At 72.3% G+C, this 19,625-nt stretch carries 21 protein-coding genes, 3 tRNA genes and 1 pseudogene; 13 read left to right on the top strand and 12 right to left on the bottom strand.

Translation table 11 applies throughout. From position 1 onward, the window contains the following. The 5 genes and pseudogenes from ABD317_RS18365 to ABD317_RS18345 all read left to right on the top strand — a co-directional run. A pseudogene (locus ABD317_RS18365) lies at positions 1-268 on the top strand (hypothetical protein); the annotation flags it as partial. 151 nt (positions 269-419) lie between these two features. Continuing rightward, positions 420-590, top strand: coding sequence for a hypothetical protein (locus ABD317_RS18360; protein WP_027754216.1), 171 nt, complete (start codon positions 420-422; stop codon positions 588-590). Positions 591-668: 78 nt separating this feature from the next. Then, complete coding sequence (locus ABD317_RS18355; RefSeq protein ID WP_027754215.1) at positions 669-1,073, top strand: BlaI/MecI/CopY family transcriptional regulator; 405 nt, start codon at positions 669-671, stop codon at positions 1,071-1,073. A 15-nt stretch (positions 1,074-1,088) separates the two neighbouring features. Beyond that, positions 1,089-1,607, top strand: coding sequence for an amino-acid N-acetyltransferase (locus tag ABD317_RS18350; protein WP_027754214.1), 519 nt, complete (start codon positions 1,089-1,091; stop codon positions 1,605-1,607). 120 nt (positions 1,608-1,727) lie between these two features. Next, positions 1,728-2,054 (top strand): histone-like nucleoid-structuring protein Lsr2, encoded by a 327-nt coding sequence (locus ABD317_RS18345; RefSeq protein ID WP_027754213.1) that lies wholly within the window; start codon positions 1,728-1,730, stop codon positions 2,052-2,054. Between the two features lie 345 nt (positions 2,055-2,399). Here ABD317_RS18345 and ABD317_RS37850 read toward each other — a convergent pair whose 3' ends face one another. Then, positions 2,400-2,843 carry a hypothetical protein gene (locus tag ABD317_RS37850; RefSeq protein WP_425582387.1) on the bottom strand — a complete coding sequence of 148 codons (444 nt, stop codon included), beginning with the start codon at positions 2,841-2,843 and terminating at the stop codon, positions 2,400-2,402. 460 nt (positions 2,844-3,303) lie between these two features. Between ABD317_RS37850 and ABD317_RS18335 the strand changes: the two genes are divergently transcribed. Then, on the top strand, positions 3,304-5,832 hold the full coding sequence (locus ABD317_RS18335) for an AAA family ATPase (protein ID WP_027754212.1): 2,529 nt from the start codon (positions 3,304-3,306) through the stop codon (positions 5,830-5,832). 129 nt (positions 5,833-5,961) lie between these two features. On the opposite strand, the gene ABD317_RS18330 is transcribed toward ABD317_RS18335, so the two are convergent. Then, positions 5,962-6,522, bottom strand: coding sequence for a TetR family transcriptional regulator (locus ABD317_RS18330; RefSeq protein WP_027754211.1), 561 nt, complete (start codon positions 6,520-6,522; stop codon positions 5,962-5,964). A 103-nt stretch (positions 6,523-6,625) separates the two neighbouring features. Between ABD317_RS18330 and ABD317_RS18325 the strand changes: the two genes are divergently transcribed. The 3 genes from ABD317_RS18325 (at position 6,626) to ABD317_RS18315 (ending at position 9,288) form a co-directional block, all read left to right on the top strand. Beyond that, entirely contained in the window at positions 6,626-8,212 is a 1,587-nt protein-coding gene (locus ABD317_RS18325) for an MDR family MFS transporter (RefSeq protein ID WP_344291028.1), read from the top strand. A 191-nt stretch (positions 8,213-8,403) separates the two neighbouring features. After that, positions 8,404-8,790 (top strand): helix-turn-helix transcriptional regulator, encoded by a 387-nt coding sequence (locus ABD317_RS18320; RefSeq protein WP_344291030.1) that lies wholly within the window; start codon positions 8,404-8,406, stop codon positions 8,788-8,790. Between the two features lie 57 nt (positions 8,791-8,847). After that, positions 8,848-9,288: a VOC family protein gene (locus ABD317_RS18315; RefSeq protein ID WP_344291027.1), complete on the top strand. Its 441-nt coding sequence runs from the start codon at positions 8,848-8,850 to the stop codon at positions 9,286-9,288. Positions 9,289-9,328: 40 nt separating this feature from the next. Here the strand turns inward: ABD317_RS18315 and ABD317_RS18310 are convergent, their stop codons facing one another. The 9 genes from ABD317_RS18310 to ABD317_RS18270 all read right to left on the bottom strand — a co-directional run bounded on the left by ABD317_RS18310 (position 9,329) and on the right by ABD317_RS18270 (position 15,272). Then, entirely contained in the window at positions 9,329-10,291 is a 963-nt protein-coding gene (locus ABD317_RS18310; protein ID WP_344291026.1) for an HhH-GPD family protein, read from the bottom strand. Between the two features lie 103 nt (positions 10,292-10,394). Further along, positions 10,395-10,470 (bottom strand) — tRNA-Gly (locus ABD317_RS18305). Positions 10,471-10,568: 98 nt separating this feature from the next. Then, complete coding sequence (locus ABD317_RS18300; protein ID WP_027754206.1) at positions 10,569-11,174, bottom strand: response regulator; 606 nt, start codon at positions 11,172-11,174, stop codon at positions 10,569-10,571. Beyond that, positions 11,171-12,466 (bottom strand): sensor histidine kinase, encoded by a 1,296-nt coding sequence (locus ABD317_RS18295; protein ID WP_425582386.1) that lies wholly within the window; start codon positions 12,464-12,466, stop codon positions 11,171-11,173. Before ABD317_RS18295 ends, ABD317_RS18300 begins: the two co-directional genes overlap by 4 nt. A gap of 167 nt (positions 12,467-12,633) precedes the next feature. Next, positions 12,634-13,464 (bottom strand): ABC transporter permease, encoded by an 831-nt coding sequence (locus ABD317_RS18290; RefSeq protein ID WP_344291024.1) that lies wholly within the window; start codon positions 13,462-13,464, stop codon positions 12,634-12,636. After that, positions 13,461-14,483, bottom strand: coding sequence for an ABC transporter ATP-binding protein (locus ABD317_RS18285; protein WP_344291023.1), 1,023 nt, complete (start codon positions 14,481-14,483; stop codon positions 13,461-13,463). The genes ABD317_RS18290 and ABD317_RS18285 overlap by 4 nt, the downstream gene beginning before the upstream one ends. Before the next feature lie 133 nt (positions 14,484-14,616). Next, positions 14,617-14,689 (bottom strand) — tRNA-Gly (locus ABD317_RS18280). Between the two features lie 73 nt (positions 14,690-14,762). Continuing rightward, positions 14,763-14,834, bottom strand: a tRNA-Gly gene (locus tag ABD317_RS18275). 120 nt (positions 14,835-14,954) lie between these two features. After that, entirely contained in the window at positions 14,955-15,272 is a 318-nt protein-coding gene (locus ABD317_RS18270) for an Lsr2 dimerization domain-containing protein (RefSeq protein ID WP_037781954.1), read from the bottom strand. A gap of 323 nt (positions 15,273-15,595) precedes the next feature. Between ABD317_RS18270 and purS the strand changes: the two genes are divergently transcribed. Genes purS through purL form a run of 3 tightly spaced genes read left to right on the top strand, consistent with a single transcriptional unit; the run spans position 15,596 to position 18,812 of the window. After that, the gene (purS, locus tag ABD317_RS18265) at positions 15,596-15,865 is read left to right on the top strand and encodes a phosphoribosylformylglycinamidine synthase subunit PurS (RefSeq protein WP_027754202.1); all 270 of its coding nucleotides are present in this window, start codon (positions 15,596-15,598) and stop codon (positions 15,863-15,865) included. Then, on the top strand, positions 15,862-16,542 hold the full coding sequence (gene purQ / locus ABD317_RS18260; RefSeq protein ID WP_027754201.1) for a phosphoribosylformylglycinamidine synthase subunit PurQ: 681 nt from the start codon (positions 15,862-15,864) through the stop codon (positions 16,540-16,542). The genes purS and purQ overlap by 4 nt, the downstream gene beginning before the upstream one ends. A gap of 5 nt (positions 16,543-16,547) precedes the next feature. Then, positions 16,548-18,812: a phosphoribosylformylglycinamidine synthase subunit PurL gene (purL, locus tag ABD317_RS18255; protein ID WP_344291029.1), complete on the top strand. Its 2,265-nt coding sequence runs from the start codon at positions 16,548-16,550 to the stop codon at positions 18,810-18,812. A 28-nt stretch (positions 18,813-18,840) separates the two neighbouring features. Here purL and ABD317_RS18250 read toward each other — a convergent pair whose 3' ends face one another. Beyond that, entirely contained in the window at positions 18,841-19,365 is a 525-nt protein-coding gene (locus ABD317_RS18250) for a PH domain-containing protein (RefSeq protein ID WP_344291022.1), read from the bottom strand. Between the two features lie 54 nt (positions 19,366-19,419). Here ABD317_RS18250 and ABD317_RS18245 point away from each other — a divergent pair. After that, the coding region (locus ABD317_RS18245; protein WP_344291021.1) for a maleylpyruvate isomerase N-terminal domain-containing protein at positions 19,420-19,625 on the top strand (206 nt) is incomplete at its 3' end.

Raw genomic sequence — 19,625 nt, 5'->3', positions numbered from 1 at the left:
GGCGCTGCGGGCGCTGCCCGGCGGCAGGGCGGCGCGGGGCGCACGGGGGTCGGAGGAGTCGGAGCAGCCCGAGCCCGAGCCGGACCGGCGGCCGCGCAAGCCCGACGGGCAGCCGAAGAAGCGGCCGCCCCGCGAGAACCCTCCCGACCGCGGCCCCGCGTCCCCGAACCGGCCGGTGCCCACGCCTGCGGAGGTGTTCCCGCCGCGCCGCCGCCCGGTCCCGCCCGCGGAGCACCTGCTGCGTCCCCCCGCGGCCCGCACGGCCTGATCCGGCCCTCCGCGGCGCCGCACCGAGCCCGGCGGCACGTCCACCCCTCCGCCAACCCACCGCCGCCGCTCCGGTGGGGGCGGGCTACGCTGGAGCCCGCGGCACCTCCGCGGCGCCCGCGCCCAGTAGCCCGCAACGATGGATGGCTCTCATGGATTACCTCTCCGCGCTGCTGCCGTCGACCGTCATGGCCGTCGCCTTCACCGTGTTGATCGTGACGATCGTCAAGAACCAGGGCGGCCCCAACAAGTCGAAGGAAGACGCCGCCGTCGACGCCGCATTCGCGCAGGCCGAGGCGTCCGGCCAGAAGTCCGCGGAGTAAGCCCCGGCCGCGGAAACGGGCGCGCGCCCGCCGTCCCAAACGCCCCATTGTTCACCCTCCCAAGGGTATTGTGCTGGCGTGGTCCGGCCATTGGGAGAGCTCGAAGACACGGTCATGACCCGGGTGTGGGAGTGGAACCGCCCGGTCACCGTCCGGGAAGTGCTGGAAGACCTCCGGCAGGAACGCTCTGTCGCGTACACCACCGTCATGACCGTAATGGACAACCTCCACCAGAAGGGCTGGCTGCGGCGCGCCCCCGAAGGCCGCGCCTATCGATATGAAGCGGTGTCCACCCGGGCCGCCTACTCCGCCGCACTCATGAACGAGGCGTGGTCCGCCAGCGACAATCCCGCGGCCGCGCTCGTCGCCTTCTTCGGCATGATGTCGCCGGCCCAGCTCGACGCCCTGCGCGACGCGCTACGCGTCGTGTCGCTGGACTCACCCGGTGACACCGAAGCCGGTGCCGGCGAAGCGGGCGCGTGACGATAGCGTCGTGTCATGTCCACCGATTCTCACGGGGTCACCATCCGGCGTGCCCGCACCTCGGATGTCAGGGCCATCCGGCGGCTCCTCGACCCCTACGTGCACCGCGACATCCTTCTCGACAAAGCCACCGTGACGCTTTACGAGGACATCCAGGAGTTCTGGGTCGCGGAGCGGGACGGGGACGCGGCCGTGGTCGGCTGCGGCGCGCTGCACGTGATGTGGGAGGACCTCGCCGAGGTGCGCACCCTGGCGGTGGACCCGGCCCGCAAGGGCACCGGCATCGGGCACCAACTCCTTGACAAGTTGCTGCACACCGCCCGCTGGCTCGGCGTCCGGCGCATTTTCTGCCTCACGTTCGAAGTGGCCTTCTTCGCCAAGCACGGCTTCGTCGAGATCGGCGAGACTCCGGTGGACCAGGACGTCTACAGCGAGCTACTGCGCTCGTATGACGAGGGCGTTGCCGAGTTCCTGGACCTGGAGCGGGTGAAGCCCAACACCCTCGGCAACAGCAGGATGCTGCTGCATCTCTGATGGCGCTATGTCCGAATCGCGAAGATATTGTTGGGCAAGTTCTCCGACAGGGTTTGAGTTTTCCGCTGAAAAGCGGTTTGCTTTCGCCAGCACACATTGTTCCGATGAAAGGGAAGCCCGGTGGCTCAGAAGGTTCAGGTCCTTCTCGTCGATGATCTCGATGGCGGTGAGGCAGACGAGACCGTGACGTTCGCTCTCGACGGCAAGTCCTACGAGATCGACCTCACCACTGCCAACGCGGAAAAGCTCCGCTCCGCTCTGGAGCAGTACGTGAAGAGCGGCCGCAGGACCGGTGGCCGCGCCACGAAGCGGTCGCGCGGCGGTGCGTCCGGCAGCCAGGACACGGCGAAGATCCGCGCGTGGGCGAAGGAGCAGGGTTACGAGGTCAGCGAGCGTGGCCGTGTTCCGGCGAACATCCGCGAGGCATACGAAAAGGCGAACGGCTGACGTTCAGGGCGAGGCGGTGGCAGGCCGTCGCCGCCGCGCTCACCAGCCGTACCAGATCCGGCCGGTCCGCAACCCGGTTCCGCGCCGGAACGGCGGCGCCGTCGGCGCCACCCCCGTCCCCGTCCCCGTCCATGTCGGCACCCCGGACGACGTCTCCGGCGGCTTCCGCATCCGCGGTGTCCGCCGCGACACCCCCGTCCACGACCCCGTCAACGACCCCGGCCCCGCGGCCGGCCCCCGTGCCCACGGGCAGCCGCACCGCGGGCAGCCGCGCCAGCGCCGCCCTGCCCGGCGGCCGCAGCCACAGCGTCGGCGGCCAGCTCTGCACCGCCGCCGGCGCGGCGCTCAGGTCCAGGGGGGTGCCGCCCCGCTCCAGCCAGTCCAGCCGGCGGGCAGCTCCGCCGCGCCGCCCTCGGCGATCAGGAAGCGCATGCGGCCGCCGGTCAGCGCCACGGGCCCGGTGGCCGGCCGGCCGCGCAGCACGCCCCAGCCGGCCTCCGCGGGCATCTCCAGCACGTCGCAGCGCAGCACCCCGGGCGGCGGCACGCCCCCTGAGCCCGCCCCCGCCGCGGCCCTCGCAGATCCGGCCACAGAGCCCGCCGCAGACCCGGCCACGGCCGCCGCGGCGGACCGTGCGACGGCGTCCCCGAACGCCGCCTCCGCCTCCGCCGCCTCGGCCGCCCCCTCGGCCGCTGCCGCCGATCCGTTCCGGCCCCGCCCGCCGCGGGCGCCCGGCGGGGCGGGGCGCCCCTGCGGGCCGGTCTGGCGCGGGATCACGGTTCCGGTCACGCCCTGAGCAACGGGGCCGGGCCGCGTTGGTTACGACATGTGTCATCCCGGTCGCATAGCGCGCCTCTTCTTCCCCGCATCGGCTCTCGCAGACCTTCCCCCGTGTTCGCCGTCAGCGCAGTGAAGAGGCCGGAAAATCTGATGGCACCGCCCGTGACGCGGGTAAGACTTGGCTAGTGGCGCTGGTGAGAGCGGTGGCTTCGGCGGGCTCCGGTGGTCTTCGGCGGCGGCGTTCGCCATGGGCGTAGCGGCATTGAGCGTATTCGCCTGGCCTGCGGGAACATCGTCTCGCACCATCGGGTTGGAGCAGTAGCCGGCTGATCGGTGCAGGAGACTGAGGGAGTCAGCGTCCGGGTGTCGGCAGTTGGAATGAGCGGTCCCCGCTTGCGGGACTAAGCTGCGGAAGGACAGGGAGGGGAACGTCCCCGATCTGCCTGACCGCTCTGAGGAGCGATTAACGATGTTCGAGAGGTTCACCGACCGCGCGCGGCGGGTTGTCGTCCTGGCTCAGGAAGAAGCCCGGATGCTCAACCACAACTACATCGGCACCGAGCACATCCTCCTGGGCCTGATCCACGAGGGTGAGGGTGTCGCCGCAAAGGCACTGGAGAGCCTCGGGATCTCGCTCGAGGCGGTCCGCCAGCAGGTGGAGGAGATCATCGGCCAGGGCCAGCAGGCCCCGTCCGGCCACATCCCCTTCACGCCCCGGGCGAAGAAGGTCCTGGAGCTGTCGCTCCGCGAGGCCCTTCAGCTGGGGCACAACTACATCGGTACGGAGCACATTCTGCTCGGCCTCATCCGCGAGGGCGAGGGCGTCGCCGCCCAGGTCCTCGTGAAGCTGGGCGCCGACCTGAACCGGGTGCGGCAGCAGGTGATCCAGCTGCTCTCCGGCTACCAGGGCGGCAAGGAGACCGCCACCGCCGGCGGCCCCGCGGAGGGCACGCCCTCCACGTCCCTGGTGCTCGACCAGTTCGGCCGGAACCTCACGCAGGCCGCCCGCGAGTCCAAGCTCGACCCGGTCATCGGGCGCGAGAAGGAGATCGAGCGGGTCATGCAGGTGCTGTCCCGCCGGACCAAGAACAACCCGGTGCTCATCGGCGAGCCCGGAGTCGGCAAGACCGCCGTCGTCGAGGGCCTGGCGCAGGCCATCGTCAAGGGCGAGGTGCCCGAGACGCTCAAGGACAAGCACCTCTACACCCTGGACCTGGGCGCGCTGGTCGCGGGCTCGCGCTACCGCGGCGACTTCGAGGAGCGCCTGAAGAAGGTGCTCAAGGAGATCCGCACCCGCGGCGACATCATCCTGTTCATCGACGAGCTGCACACCCTGGTGGGCGCGGGGGCCGCCGAGGGCGCGATCGACGCGGCGAGCATCCTGAAGCCGATGCTGGCCCGCGGCGAGCTGCAGACCATCGGCGCCACGACGCTCGACGAGTACCGCAAGCACCTGGAGAAGGACGCGGCCCTGGAGCGCCGCTTCCAGCCGATCCAGGTCGCGGAGCCGTCGCTGCAGCACACGATCGAGATCCTCAAGGGCCTGCGCGACCGGTACGAGGCGCACCACCGGGTGTCCATCACGGACGCCGCGCTGGTCGCCGCCGCCCAGCTCGCCGACCGGTACATCTCCGACCGCTTCCTGCCGGACAAGGCGATCGACCTGATCGACGAGGCCGGGTCGCGGATGCGCATCCGCCGGATGACCGCGCCGCCGGACCTGCGGGAGTTCGACGAGAGGATCGCCGACGTGCGGCGCGAGAAGGAGTCCGCGATCGACTCGCAGGACTTCGAGCTGGCCGCCGGGCTGCGCGACAAGGAGAAGCAGCTCCTGGCGCAGAAGGCGCAGCGGGAGAAGGAGTGGAAGGCCGGCGACATGGACGTCGTCGCCGAGGTGGACGAGGAGCTGATCGCCGAGGTCCTGGCCACCGCCACCGGCATCCCGGTCTTCAAGCTGACCGAGGAGGAGTCCTCGCGGCTGCTGCGCATGGAGGACGAGCTGCACAAGCGCGTCATCGGGCAGGAGGACGCCATCAAGGCGCTCTCCCAGGCCATCCGCCGTACGCGCGCCGGCCTGAAGGACCCGAAGCGCCCCGGCGGCTCGTTCATCTTCGCCGGCCCGTCCGGCGTCGGTAAGACGGAGCTGTCGAAGACGCTGGCGGAGTTCCTCTTCGGCGACGAGGACGCGCTGATCCAGCTCGACATGTCGGAGTTCAGCGAGAAGCACACCGTCTCGCGGCTGTTCGGCTCCCCGCCCGGCTACGTCGGGTACGAGGAGGGCGGCCAGCTGACGGAGAAGGTGCGCCGGAAGCCGTTCTCGGTCGTCCTCTTCGACGAGGTCGAGAAGGCCCACCCGGACATCTTCAACTCGCTGCTGCAGATCCTGGAGGACGGCCGGCTGACCGACTCCCAGGGCCGGGTCGTGGACTTCAAGAACACGATCATCATCATGACGACCAACCTCGGCACGAAGGACATCTCCAAGGGCTTCGGCCTGGGGTTCGCCGCCGGGGGCGACGTCAAGTCCGGCTACGAGCGGATGAAGTCCAAGGTCAGCGAGGAGCTGAAGCAGCACTTCCGGCCGGAGTTCCTCAACCGCGTGGACGACATCGTGGTCTTCCACCAGCTGACCCGGGACGACATCATCGAGATCGTCGACCTGCGGCTGTCCGAGCTGGACAACCGGCTCAAGGACCGCGACATGGCCATCGAGCTGTCCACCGAGGCCAAGGACCTGCTGTCCAGGCGGGGCTTCGACCCGGTGCTGGGCGCCCGGCCGCTGCGCCGTGCGATCCAGCGGGAGATCGAGGACGTGCTCTCGGAGAAGATCCTCTTCGGCGAGCTGCGCCCGGGCCACATCGTGGTGGTCGACACCGAGGGCGAGGGTGACGACGCGACGTTCACCTTCCGCGGCGAGGAGAAGTCCACGCTGCCCGACGCCCCGCCGGTCGACGCCGCCGCCGGCGGCGCCGGTCCGAACCTGAGCAAGGAGGCGTGAGGGCCTAGCCCGCACCCCCCGACGCGCGCAGCAGAGCCGCCCCGGCCGTACGGTCCGGGGCGGCTCTGCGTCTGTCGGCGCCCGCTCTGCGGCTGTCCGCCGGGGCGGTCGTCTCCGGGCGCCGGGCGGTCAGCCCCGGTACGCCGCGGTCACCAGCTCCTGCGCGACCTCCAGGCAGGCGAGCCGCTTCTCCTCCGGGTCGCCCTTGGCGTCGTCCAGGGCGAACATCCCCGCGTGCATGGTGAAGATCGCGGAGATGCAGCGCGCCTGGTCCTTGAGGTCGGCGTCCTTGTCGCGCAGCATCCCGATGATGTCGCCCATGCGCGCCTTGAAGTTCTCGCCGAGGCTCAGCTCGCGGATGCTGGCCTGGTTCTCCTGCATGAAGCGGAAGAGGGTGCTGCCGCCGGCGAGCAGCGAGCTGTAGCGCGCGAGCAGCTCCAGCCGGGTCTCCAGCGTGGCCGGCCGGGCCCGGCCCCAGGCGATCAGCTCGTCGACCTTCGCGAAGTGGTCCCGGACGATGCTGACGAGGATGTCTTCCTTCGTCTTGAAGTGGTAGTACAGCGCGGCCTTCGTGACGTCGAGCCGTTCGGCGATCTCGCGCAGGGAGGTCTTGTCGTAGCCCTTGTCGGCGAACAGCTCCAGCGCCACGTCCTGAATGCGCTGGCGGGTGTCGCTCCTGGTCGTACCCATGATCCCTGCTTCCGTCAGTGTACTTACTTGACGCCCGGCAAGTAGCGGCGTACCTTCACATAGTACCCACTAGCCGGGCGGCAAGTAAGTAGGGAGAGGGGTCATGGCGGACAAGGATCAGGAGGCGGTTCAAGCGCCGCCGCGCAACATCAGGGTGATCATGCTCGGCCTCATGATCACGATGATGCTGGCGATGCTCGACAACCTGATCGTCGGCACCGCGATGCCCACGATCGTCGGCGAACTGGGCGGCCTGGACCACCTCGCCTGGGTGGTCACCGCGTACACCCTGGCCATCGCCGTCTCCACGCCGCTGTGGGGCAAGTTCGGCGACCTCTACGGCCGCAAGGGCATCTTCATGTCCTCCATAGTCCTCTTCCTGATCGGCTCCGCGCTCTCCGGCATGGCCCAGGACATGGGCCAGCTCATCGCCTTCCGCGCGGTCCAGGGCCTGGGCGGCGGCGGCCTCATCGTGGGCGTGATGGCGATCATCGGCGACCTCGTGCCGCCCCGCGAGCGCGGCCGGTACCAGGGCATGATGGCCGCCGTCATGGGCATCGCCACCATCGGCGGCCCGCTGGTCGGCGGCACGATCACCGACCACCTCGGCTGGCGCTGGGCCTTCTACATCAACCTGCCGCTGGGCGCCGTCTCGCTCTTCGTGATCTCCACCGTGCTGCACCTGCCGAAGAAGCGGATCAAGGCGCGCGTCGACTACCCGGGCGCCGCGCTGCTCTCCGTCGGGCTGACCGCGCTGGTGCTGGTGACCTCCTGGGGCGGTACGGAGTACGACTGGGGGTCGGTGCAGATCGTCGGGCTGGCGGTGCTCGGCGCCGGCGCGCTGGCGGCCTTCGGCTGGGCCGAGACCCGCGCCGCCGAGCCGATCATCCCGCTGCGCATCTTCCGCAGCGGCAACTTCACGCTGATGAACGTGATCGGCTTCATCGTCGGCTTCGTGATGTTCGGCGGCGTGACCTTCCTGCCGCTGTTCCAGCAGAGCGTCCAGGGCGCCTCGGCCACCAACTCCGGCCTGCTGCTCCTGCCGATGATGCTGCCCGTGATGCTCGTCTCGCTGTTCGTCGGCCGGGCTGTGACCAGGACCGGGCGCTACAAGATCTACCCCATCGTCGGCGGCGCCGCCCTGATCGTCGGGATGTACCTGCTGTCCACGATGGACACCGGCACCACCCGCCTGACCTCCGGGCTCTACATGGCGGTGCTGGGCGCCGGCCTCGGCTTCATGATCCAGATGTCGATGCTCGTCGGGCAGAACAGCCTGGAGATGCGCGACATGGGCGCCGGCAGCTCGACGATCACCCTGACCCGCACCATCGGCGGCTCCTTCGGCGTCGCCCTGATGGGCGCCATCTTCGGCAGCCGGGTCAGCGGCACCATGGCCGAGGAGGCCGGGCCCGCGGGCGAGAGGGCGGCCGGCAGCGGCGGGCAGCTCAGCCCGGAGCGGATCGAGCAGCTGCCGACGCACGTCAAGGAGGCGTACCTCAACGCCGTCTCGAACGGCACCCACCAGGTCTTCCTCTGGGGAACGGCGATCGCGGCGATCGCGTTCGCCGCCGCCTGGTTCGTCAAGGAGGTCCCGCTGCGCGGGGCCGGCCCCAAGGACGCCGGACCGGCCGGGGACGCCGGTCCGGACTCCGCGAAAGCGGAGGAGGAGGCCCCGGCGAAGGTGTGAGCGGACCCGACCGGGGCCCCGACGGCGGGCCGCGCGCCTCCCGCGGTAGCGGGCGGGAGGCTCGCGGCCCGTCTGCACGCGTACGGCCGCCTGTGCGGATACGGGCACGGCGGGCCGTTGTCAGTGGGGCGTGGCACGCTCGAAGAGTGCTTCGCCCCGATCTGCGCGCACTCCGCAGCGCCAAGGACGCCATGGACCGCGACTGGGCCGATCCGGCGGTCGGCCTGGACGCGGTGGCGACGCACGCCGGATACTCCCGCTACCACTTCGTACGGGCCTTCAAGGCCGCCTACGGCGAGACCCCCGGCCAGTACCTGACCCGCCGCCGCATGGAGCGCGCCGAGCACCTGCTGCGCACCTGCAACCTCACCGTCACCGAGGTCTGCCACCTCGTCGGCTTCTCCGCCGTCGGCACGTTCTCCGCCAGCTTCAAACGGCGTACGGGCCTGTCGCCCAGCGCCTACCGCGCGGCCCACGTGGGCCGCGGCACCGCGCTCATACCCGGCTGCTTCGCGCTCCTGTGGGCCGGCGGCTTCGACCCGCGGATCAGCGAGCGCAACTCTGAGGAAGCGGACTGAGCCACCCCCGCCTACCGTGGCTGCCGTACGGAAACCCCCCTCACCAGGGAGAACGTCATGATCACCAACCTTGCCATCGCCACCGTCTGGACCACGGACCAGGTGCGGAGCCGGGACTTCTTCACCGAGAAGCTCGGCTTCGAGATCCGCGACGACATCGAGCTGCACGAGGACATGCGCTGGATCACCGTCGGGGTCCCCGGCCAGCCGGACGTCATGCTGGCCCTCATGCGCACCAACGGTCCCGGCCTCGACCCGGAGTCGGCCGAGGCGCTGACGATGCTCGTCAACAAGGGCGTGCTGGGCGCCGGCGCGTTCCACACGGACGACTGCCGGGCGACGTACGAGAAGCTGCGGGCCAACGGCGTGGACTTCATCCAGGAGCCGCAGGAGCGCCCGTACGGGGTCGAGGCGATATTCCGCGACGACAGCGGCAACTGGTACTCGCTGACGCAGACCCGGGAGGGCGGGCTGGACTACAGCAAGCCCTGGTCCTGACGCGGGCGTCCGCCGCGCCGCGGCGGCGCGGGCGCCCGCGTCAGGTCTGCGGCAGCCGGTACAGCCCGTCCGCCAGCGGCTCCACCAGCCCGTCCGACACCAGGCTGTCCAGCGCCCGCGCCCGCTGCACCGGCTCGTGCCACACGGCGTCCAGCCGCTGCTGCGGCACCGGCCCGTCCGCGTCCCGCAGCACCGCCAGCAGCCGCCCGCGCACCTGCCGGTCCGTGCCGGCGTACGACTGCGTGCGGCGCGGCGGGCCCGCGTGCGCGGGGTGGCCGGCGAGCCGCCAGGCGCACAGGGCCGCCACCGGGCAGCTGCCGCAGTCGGGCTTGCGGGCCGTGCAGACGAGCGCACCCAGCTCCATCGTCGCCGCGCCCCAGCGGGCCGCCTCCGCGTCCTCGTCCGGGAGCAGCTCGCGCGCGACGCGGCGCTCCACGGCGGTCGTCGCGCCCGGCGGGAACTCGGTGCCGCCGACCAGCCGGGCGTAGACGCGGCGGACGTTCGTGTCGAGCACGGCGTGCCGCTGCCCGTACGCGAAGGAGGCCACGGCCGCCGCGGTGTACTCGCCGATGCCGGGCAGCGCGAGGAGCTGCGCGTGCCGCTTGGGCACGTCGCCGTTGTGCCGCTCCTTTATCGCGGTGGCGGCGGCGTGCAGCCGCAGGGCGCGGCGGGGGTAGCCGAGCCGGCCCCAGGCCCGTACGGCCTCGCCGGGGGCCTCGGCGGCCAGGTCGGCGGGGCGGGGCCAGCGCTTCAGCCACTGCGTGTAGACGGGGAGCACGCGGCTCACCGGCGTCTGCTGCAGCATGAACTCGCTGACCATGACGCCCCAGGGGCCCGCTTCGGGCCGGCGCCACGGCAGGTCGCGGGCGTGCTCGTGGAACCACTGGAGGACTGGCCCGTGCAGCGCCCCGGGCTCGGGCCGGGGCGCGGACGCGGGCTGGGACGCGGGCGCGGCGCCGGCGGGGGGCGGCGCGGATGCGGTACTTGCTGTGGTCGCAGTCATGGCACCCCGATCCTGGCACAGAAAAGGGCGGCGGCCCGGGCAGCGCCCGGGGCGTTGCGTGTTGTGACGCCGGGAGACGCTGAGAGGGTGATACGCCGGTGCATGGAGCGGACGACGAGACTCGAACTCGCGACCCTCACCTTGGCAAGGTGATGCTCTACCAACTGAGCTACGTCCGCGCGCCCGTGGGGCGGCTGCCCACTATACCGCGGTGCCGCCCCCCGCGGACCGGCCGGGGACGGGACCGCGGTACGGCCCGGGGCGCGGGGGAGGGGGCCTACAGCCAGCCGCGTTCGCGGGCCAGGCGGGCCGCCGCGTGCCGGTTCTCCGCGTTGAGCTTCGTCATCGCCGACGACAGGTAGTTCCGTACCGTCCCCGGCGTCAGCGACGCGCGGCGGGCGATGTCCGACACCGGGGCCCCGTCCGCCGCCAGCTCCAGCACCTCCGCCTCCCGCGGCGTCAGCGGCGAGTCCCCGGCCGCGATGGCGTCCGCGGCCAGCTCCGGGTCGACGTACCGGCCGCCGCCGTGCACCGTGCGGATCACCTCCGCCAGCCGCTGCGCCGAGACCGTCTTGGGCACGAAGCCGCGCACCCCCGCGGACAGCGCCTGCTTCAGCGCGCCCGGTCGGCCGTGGCTGGTGACGATCATCGCCGCGCACCCGGGTGCCGCCGTACGCAGCGAGGCCGCCACGGTGACGCCGTCGAGCCCCGGCATCTGCAGGTCGAGCACGGCGACGTCCGGCCGGTGGGCGCGCGCCATGGCCAGCGCCTCGTCGCCGCCCGCCGCCTCGGCGACGACCGTCAGGTCGTCCTCCAGCGCCAGCAGCGCGGCCAGCGCGCCCCGGATCAGGTGCTCGTCGTCGGCGAGCAGTACTCGGATCACGACGCCTCCAGGTCGTTCCCAGCCTCCAGGCCGTTCCGCGGCTCCAGGCCGTTTCGCGGCGCCACGCCGGCCCGCGTCCCCAGGTCGATCCGCGCCGCCAGCCGGAACCCCCCGCCCCCGCGGTGCACTGCGCTCAGCGTGCCCCCGACGGCCGCGAGCCGCTCCCGCAGCCCGGCGAGCCCGGCGCCGTCGGCGGGGGTGCCGGGCTCGGCGCCGGCGGCGCCGTCGTTGTCCATGGTCAGCTCGACCCGGCCGGGCCCCGCCCGCAGCGACACCGTGCAGGCGCGCGCGTCCGCGTGCCGCAGCACGTTCGTCGTCCCCTCGCGGACCACCCACGCGAGCGCCGACCGCACCTCCTCGGGCACCTCCTCCCGGGCGCCCGGAGCCGTCAGGTCCGCCTCGTCGACCTCGCAGTCGACGCCGGCCGCGCGCAGCACCGCGCGGGCGCCGGCCAGCTCGGCGTGCAGGTCGGCGGCGCGGTAGCCGCGTACGACCGCGCGGATCTCGCGCTGCGACTCCTGCGCGACGCGCTGCACCTCGGCCATCTGGTCCGCGGCCTCGGGCCGGCCGCGCTGCGCCAGCTGCACGGCCAGCTCGCTCTTGAGCGCCATGACGGAGAGGTTGCGGCCGAGTACGTCGTGCAGGTCGCGGCCGAAGCGCAGCCGCTCCTCGGCGACGGCCAGCCGGGCCTGCACGGCGCGGGCGGCGTCCAACTCGTCGACGAGCTTCACGCCCCACGCGGAGGCGCGGTAGGTGAGCCCCATGAAGGGCGCGCCCACGGCCGTGGTGAGCGCGGTGACCAGCAGCCACTCCGCGCGCGGCCCGACGACCGCCGCGGCGAGCAGCGTGCCGGCGCACAGCGCGCCGACCACAGCCCCGCCGCGGCGCAGCGGCAGCGCCAGCACCACCGGGCCGGCGGTGAACATCAGCACCCAGACGAGGAACGGCCCGAGCTGCTCCGGCTCCAGCCGGTCCGCGGCACGCAGCGCGAGGCCGACCCCGAGCAGCGCCGAGCAGACGCCGAGGTGCAGGGCGAGCAGCCGGCGGGTGGGTCCGTCGGCGCCGAGGTACGGGGCGGTCAGGGAGAGCCTGATCTGCAGCGCGAGGTGCGCGAGGAGGAGCGCGGCCACGACGGCGAACGGGCCCGCGCCGATCTCCTCGCGGGTGCTGCTCAGCCACACGCTCATGAGCACGGCCTCGAAGAGCGCGAGGAAGTACATGGTGGAGACGGTGTAGCGGCGCCAGCGCTCGGGCCCGCTCATGCGCCGGGCGCGCTGCAGCCAGCGGAGCACGCCGCCTCCTCTCCCCGGGCCGGGGCCCGGACCGGTCCTCTCGTACGTCCCCGCCGCCCCCGCCGCCCCGTACGTTCCTCCCGGGCCCGGCGCCGCGCCCGTCACCCCGTACGGCCGTACCGTACGCCCACCGCCCCCCGGCGGTCGCACGGCCGGCCGTGGCCCGCTCACCCGCGCGGCTCCCACCGGAACCACCGCCGCACCGCCCACGCCCCCGCGGCGGTCCACGCCACCGCCACCGCCAGCGCCTCGACGGTCCCGCCGGCGCCCAGCTCCCCGGTCCACCCGCCGCGCACCAGCTCCACCACCGGCGACAGCGGCAGCCGCCGCGCGACCTCCGCGAGCGAGTCCGGCAGCACCTCGAACGGGACGAACAGCCCCGACCCGAACATCGACACCAGCAGCAGCGGCATGCTCGTCAGCTGCGCGCTCTCCGCCGACTTCGTCGCCGCGGCGGTCGCCGCGGCCAGCACCGTGAGCATCGCCATCCCCAGCAGCACCCCGAGCACCGCCGCGAGCGGCGCCTGCGGCGCCGGCGCGTCCATCGCCAGGCCCACGGTGACGGCCAGCACGAGGCACTGCGCCAGCGCCACGCACAGCGCGGGCAGCGCGGCGCCGGCGAGCAGCTCGCGGTCGTCGAGCAGGCCGGTGCGCAGCCGCTTGAGGACGAGTTCCTCGCGGCGGGCGACGTAGACGATCACGAGGTTGGCGTAGACGACGAAGAGCAGCGCGAAGACGACGGCGCTCGGCAGCACCACGGTGGCCGCGGTGAGCCCGGTGTCGGACAGGTCCATCTCCGCGACGGCGGACCGGGTGGCGAACGCGAAGCCCGCCGGGGTGACGAGCGCGCCGAAGAGCACGAGCTTGCTGCGCCACAGCAGCGTCAGCTCGGCCCGGCCGACCGCGGCCAGCCGGGCGAGCGGCCCGGGGACGTCGGCGGCGCGGTCGCCGGCGTGTGCCGGCGGGGCGGTGCCGGTGGCGGCGTCGGTGGCGGTCATCGGGCGTTCCTCTCGTCGGTACGGACCGGTCCTGCGGCGTACGCCGCGGCCCCGGCGCCCTGGTCGGGCCGCTCGCGCGGCCCCGCCCGGCGGTCGTCCGCCGCGGCCCCCGCGATCTTCAGGAAGGCCTCCTCCAGCGACGCCGACCGGGCGTCCAGGCCGGCCAGCTCCACGCCGTTGTCCTGGGCCCACAGCAGCACCTCCGTCAGCGTCCGCTGCAGCGCGCCCGTGCGCAGCCGCACGGCCGTCCCCGCCAGCTCGTGCCCGGTCACGCCCAGCGCCGGCAGCGGCGGCAGGTCGCCCGGCAGCCAGCCGACGGGCAGCCGGAACGAGACGGTCGCCGGGTGGGCGCCGACGATCTCCTCGACGGTGCCGGCCGCGGCGATCCGGCCGCCGGCCATGATCGCCAGCCGGTCCGCCAGCTCCTCCGCCTCCTCCAGGTAGTGCGTGGTGAGCAGCACCGTCGTCCCGCCGGCGCGCAGTTCGCGGACCAGCTCCCAGGTGGCGTGCCGCCCTTCGGCGTCCAGCCCGGTCGTCGGCTCGTCGAGGAAGAGCACCTCGGGCCGGCCGAGCAGCGCGAGCGCCAGGTCGAGGCGCCGCCGCTCGCCGCCGGACAGGTGCGCCACCCGCACGTCCCGGCGGCCGGCGAGGCCGACCAGCTCCAGCGCCTCCGCCGCGGGCCGCGGCCGCGCCGTGCAGCCGGCCCACATCCGTACCGTCTCGGCGACCGTCAGCTGCGCGGGCATGCCGCCCTCCTGCAGCATCACGCCGGTGTACGGGCGCACCCGCCGGCGCTCGCGGTACGGGTCGTGCCCGAGCACCCGCACCTCGCCCCCGCTGGGCGGCGCCAGGCCCTCCAGCAGCTCGACGGTGGAGGTCTTGCCGGCGCCGTTGGTACCGAGCAGGGCGAACAACTCGCCCCGGCGGACGGCGAAGTCGATGCCGCGCACCGCCTCGAAGTCCCCGTACGCGCGCCGCAGCCCCGTGGCGCTGATCACGTTGTCCTGTGCACTGACCATGTCTGAAAGGCTTCCGCCGCGGCGGGCGCCGGTGCAGTGCACGCTGTCATCGGACGCGATGACAGATGTCATGTCGGAGGGGACTTCCGGGAACGCACGAAAAGAGCCCCGGCCGAAGCCGGGGCTCTCACTGAGCGGACGACGAGATTCGAACTCGCGACCCTCACCTTGGCAAGGTGATGCTCTACCAACTGAGCCACGTCCGCGTGCATCCGAACGGCTCTCACCGTTCGGCGCGTGCTCCACTCTACCCCATGACATACGGGGCTTCTGTGGCGGAGCGGGTGACAGGAATCGCACACTGCGCCTCCCTCTTGGAAAGAGGGCGCTCTACTACTGAGCTACACCCGCGTGGCCTCGGGGGGTCGCCCCTCGGCGCGTGCCCCGACTCTATCGGATGCCGGGGGGCGGATGGCAAGCCGGACGGGTGAACGCCCGGACACGCGGCCCGTGAACGGCCGGAACCGGACGTCAGTGCGCGGCTTCGAACGCCTCGTAGACCTTCTTCGGGATGCGTCCCCTGGCCGGCACCTCCATGCCGTGCGACCCGGCCCAGGCGCGTACGGTGGCGGGGTTGGGCGCCACGTCGGTGCGGGTGAACGTCCGCCCCGACGCGGCCCGCTTCCGGCCGGCCCGCAGGAAGGGGGCCAGCGTGCTGCGCAGTTTCCTGGCGTTCGAGGCATTGAGATCGATCTCGTACGACTTCCCGTCGAGTCCGAAGTTGACCGTCTCGGTAGCTTCTCCGCCGTCGATGTCGTCGAAGAGGCTGACCACTACGCGCTGCGCCACGAAACCGGTCCTTCCGTCGGTCGCGCCTGCCGCTTTCCCGCCCGCCGCGCGACCTGCGGAGCGGGCCGGGGCTGCGGGAGCGCCGGCTCATTTGATCAGTTCTTTAACCTTTGTATCGCGACGGCTTTTGATGCGGAAGCCGGGCAATTGTGCCCGCGTGTCACGTCGCAATGCGGACCCTACGTTTATTGGGACCTTTACCCAAGTGGATATCACGGGCGATGCGGAACCGTAACCGGCCCGACCCATATCTACCCGGGTAGATTTGTCCGCAAGGTACGCTGTCGTCACCGCTTCTTCACAACCCTTACCGGGAGTAGCCAGTGGCCCGCGTCGTAGTCGACGTCATGCTCAAGCCGGAGATCCTCGACCCGCAGGGACAGGCGGTGCAGCGTGCGCTGCCGCGCCTCGGCTTCGCCGGGATCGCCGACGTCCGCCAGGGCAAGCGCTTCGAGCTCGAACTGGAGGGGCCGGTCGACGACGCCGCCCTCGCGCAGATCAACACGATGGCCGAGACGTTCCTTGCGAACACCGTGATCGAGGACTTCACCGTACGTGTCGAGGAAGTCGCGGACCGGGGAGAGGCGAAGTGACCGCTCGCATCGGCGTCGTCACCTTTCCGGGCTCGCTTGACGACCGCGACGCGCTGCGCGCGGTCCGGCTGGCGGGCGCGGAGCCGGTCCCGCTCTGGCACCGGGACCGGAACCTGCAGCAGGTGGACGCCGTCGTGCTCCCCGGCGGTTTCAGTTACGGCGACTATCTGCGGGCGGGCGCCATTTCCCGCTTTGCACCCGTGATGGATACGGTCATCGAGCAGGCCGGGGCCGGTATGCCGGTCCTCGGCATCTGCAACGGCTTCCAGGTGCTCACAGAAACTCATCTGCTGCCCGGCGCGATGTTGCGTAACAACCACCTGCACTTCATCTGCCGGGACCAGAAGCTGCGGGTGGAGAACGCCGGCACCGCCTGGACCGCCGACTACGCCGCGGGCCAGGACATCCGCATCCCGCTCAAGAACATCGACGGCCGCTACACCGCCGACGAGCGCACGCTCGACGAGCTGGAGGCCACCGGCCGCGTCGTCTTCCGCTACCTGGACGGCAACCCCAACGGCTCGCTGCGCGACATCGCCGGCATCGCCAACGAGGCCGGCAACGTCGTCGGCCTCATGCCCCACCCCGAGCACGCCGTCGAAGCCCTCGTCGGCACCGGCCGCACCGACGGCCTCGGCTTCTTCACCTCGATCCTCAAGAGGCTGATCACCGCATGAGCAGCATGACGCGCACCCCCCTCGACACCGTCAAGCACGCCTCCGGCACCCCCGGCGCCGAGCAGCCCTGGGCCGAACTCGGCCTGTCGCGACACGAGTACGAGCGGATCCGCGAGATCCTCGGCCGCCGCCCGACCGGCGCCGAGCTGGCCATGTACTCCGTGATGTGGTCCGAGCACTGCTCGTACAAGTCGAGCAAGGTGCACCTGAAGCAGTTCGGCGACAAGGCCCCGCCCTCCGACGCCCTCCTCGTCGGCATCGGCGAGCAGGCCGGCGTCGTGGACGTCGGCCAGGGCTACGCCGTCACGTTCAAGGTCGAGTCGCACAACCACCCCTCGTACGTCGAGCCCTACCAGGGCGCCGCCACCGGCATCGGCGGCATCGTCCGTGACATCATCGCCATGGGCGCCCGCCCCGTCGCCGTGATGGACCCGCTGCGCTTCGGCGCCGCCGACCACCCCGACACCAAGAGGGTGCTGCCCGGCGTCGTCGCCGGCATCGGCGGCTACGGCAACTGCCTGGGCCTGCCGAACATCGGCGGCGAGGTCGTCTTCGACCCCTGCTACCAGGGCAACCCGCTCGTCAACGCCCTCTGCGTCGGCGTCATGCGGCACGAGGACATCCACCTCGCCAAGGCCGCCGGCGTCGGCAACAAGGTGATCTTGTACGGGGCGAGGACCGGCGGCGACGGCATCGGCGGCGCCTCCATCCTGGCCTCCGAGACCTTCGACGATGCGAAACCCTCGAAGCGTCCCAGCGTCCAGGTCGGCGACCCGTTCCAGGAGAAGCTGCTCATCGAGTGCACCCTGGAGGCGTTCGCCGAAGACCTCGTCGTCGGCATCCAGGACCTCGGCGCCGCCGGGCTGTCCTGCGCCACCTCCGAGCTGGCCTCCAACGGCACCGGCGGCATGCGCGTCGAACTCGACGTCGTACCGCTGCGCGACGCGACGCTCTCGCCCGAGGAGATCCTCATGAGCGAGTCGCAGGAGCGGATGTGCGCGGTGGTCGAGCCCGCGAAGGCCGAGCGCTTCCTCGCCGTCTGCGAGAAGTGGGACGTCACCGCCACCGTCATCGGCGAGGTCACGGACGGCGACCGGCTGGAGATCTTCTGGCACGGCGAGCAGATCGTGGACGTACCGCCGCGCACCGTCGCCCACGACGGCCCGGTCTACGAGCGGCCCATGGCCCGCCCCGGCTGGCTGGACGCCCTCCGGGCCGACGACGCGGCGAAGCTGCCGCGGCCCGGTGCGGCGGACGGCGACGCGCTGCGCGCCCAGGTGCTGCGGCTCGTCGGCTCGCCGAACCAGGCGGACAAGTCGTGGATCACCTCGCAGTACGACCGCTTCGTCCTCGGCAACACCGTCCTCGCCCAGCCCGAGGACTCCGGCATGATCCGTATCGACGAGGAGACCGGCCTCGGCGTCGCGCTGGCCACGGACGGCAACGGCCGCTACGCCAAGCTCGACCCGTACGCGGGCGCGCAGCTGGCGCTGGCGGAGTCGTACCGCAACGTCGCGGCCACCGGCGCCCGCCCGCTCGCGGTCACCGACTGCCTCAACTTCCCCTCGCCGGAGGACCCGGCGGGCATGTGGCAGTTCGCCGAGGCGTGCCGCGGCCTGGCCGACGCCTGCCGCACCCTGGGCACCCCGGTCACCGGCGGCAACGTCTCCCTCTACAACCAGACCGGCGACCAGCCGATCCACCCGACGCCGGTCGTCGGCGTGCTCGGCGTGATCGACGACGTGGCGCGGCGCACCCCGATGGCGTTCGCGACGGAGGGCCAGCTGCTGTACCTCCTCGGCGACACGCGGCCGGAGCTGGGCGGCTCGGCCTGGTCGCAGGTGGTGCACGAGCACCTCGGCGGGCTGCCGCCGGCGGTCGACCTGGAGCGGGAGCGGCTGCTCGCCGAGATCCTGATCGCCGCCTCGCGCGACGGCATGATCGGCGCGGCGCACGACCTGTCGGACGGCGGGCTGGTCCAGGCGGTGGTGGAGTCCTGCCTGCGGGGCGGCCACGGCGCGCGGCTGGTGGTGCCGGAAGAGCTGGAGGCGGCGGTGTTCCTGTTCTCGGAGTCGCAGGGCCGCGCGGTGGTGGCGGTGCCGCGGAGCGAGGAGATGCGGTTCACGGACATGTGCGGTGCGCGCGGGCTGCCGGCGACCCGGATCGGGGTGGTCGACGGGGACACGCTGGAACTCCAGGGCCACTTCGGCATCCCGCTGACGGAACTGCGCGAGACGTACGAGCGGACGATCCCGGAGCTGTTCGCCTGAGCGCGGTCTGCGGTGACACGGGGCGGGGTCAGCGCAGGGGCGCGGCCCCGTCACCGGTCCCGCTCGCGAGGGTGTCAACGGCCCGGTAGATCTCGGCCTTGAGCCCCTCCGGGTCGGGTACGTGCCGGAGCGTCATCATGCCCTGCTCGGACGCGGACTGCACGCTGAGCGTCCCGTAGCGCATGATCCGTTCCCACAGGTTGGCGCGGAACGACACGTCGTTCACGCGCGCGAGGGGGATGCTGCGGCCGGACTTGGACAGGAAGCCGCTGCGCTTGTACAGCCGCTTGGTGGTGAGGATGTACATCGTGCTGCGCCACTGGAGCAGCGGGATGAGCCAGAAGTAACAGGCGCAGACCGCCGCCACCGCCAGTACCACGAAGGCCGCTTTCTTCCCCCAGTCCTCGTCCGTCGGCAGCCACCACGCGAGCACCACGGCGGCCAGGGCAATCACGCAGAGCGCGAGGAACTCGTTGACCAGCGTCGTCCAGTGCTGGCGGGTCACGTACACCAGAGACTCGTCTTCGGCGAGGTGGCGGTCGGCGATAGGCATGCGCGCATGGTGGCACACGTCCGCGTTGTCAGACCCGGGCCGTACGCTCCAGGCATGCCCACCGCCAAGCGCAGCGGCGCCCGCAGGGCGCGCACGTACGACCCGGAGAAGACGTGGACGGCGCTCACGGCGCAGGTGCACGCGCTGAGCGCCGCGGCGCACGCGCTGGACGCCGACCGGCTCGCGCTGCCGTCGGGGCTGCCGGGCTGGGACGTCCGGCTGCTGCTGGCGCACGTTGTCGACCAGGTCGAGGCGACGCC

This window comes from Streptomyces synnematoformans, assembly GCF_039531005.1.
GTDB lineage: Bacteria > Actinomycetota > Actinomycetes > Streptomycetales > Streptomycetaceae > Streptomyces > Streptomyces synnematoformans.
This window is presented reverse-complemented; position numbering and strand designations above follow the sequence as displayed.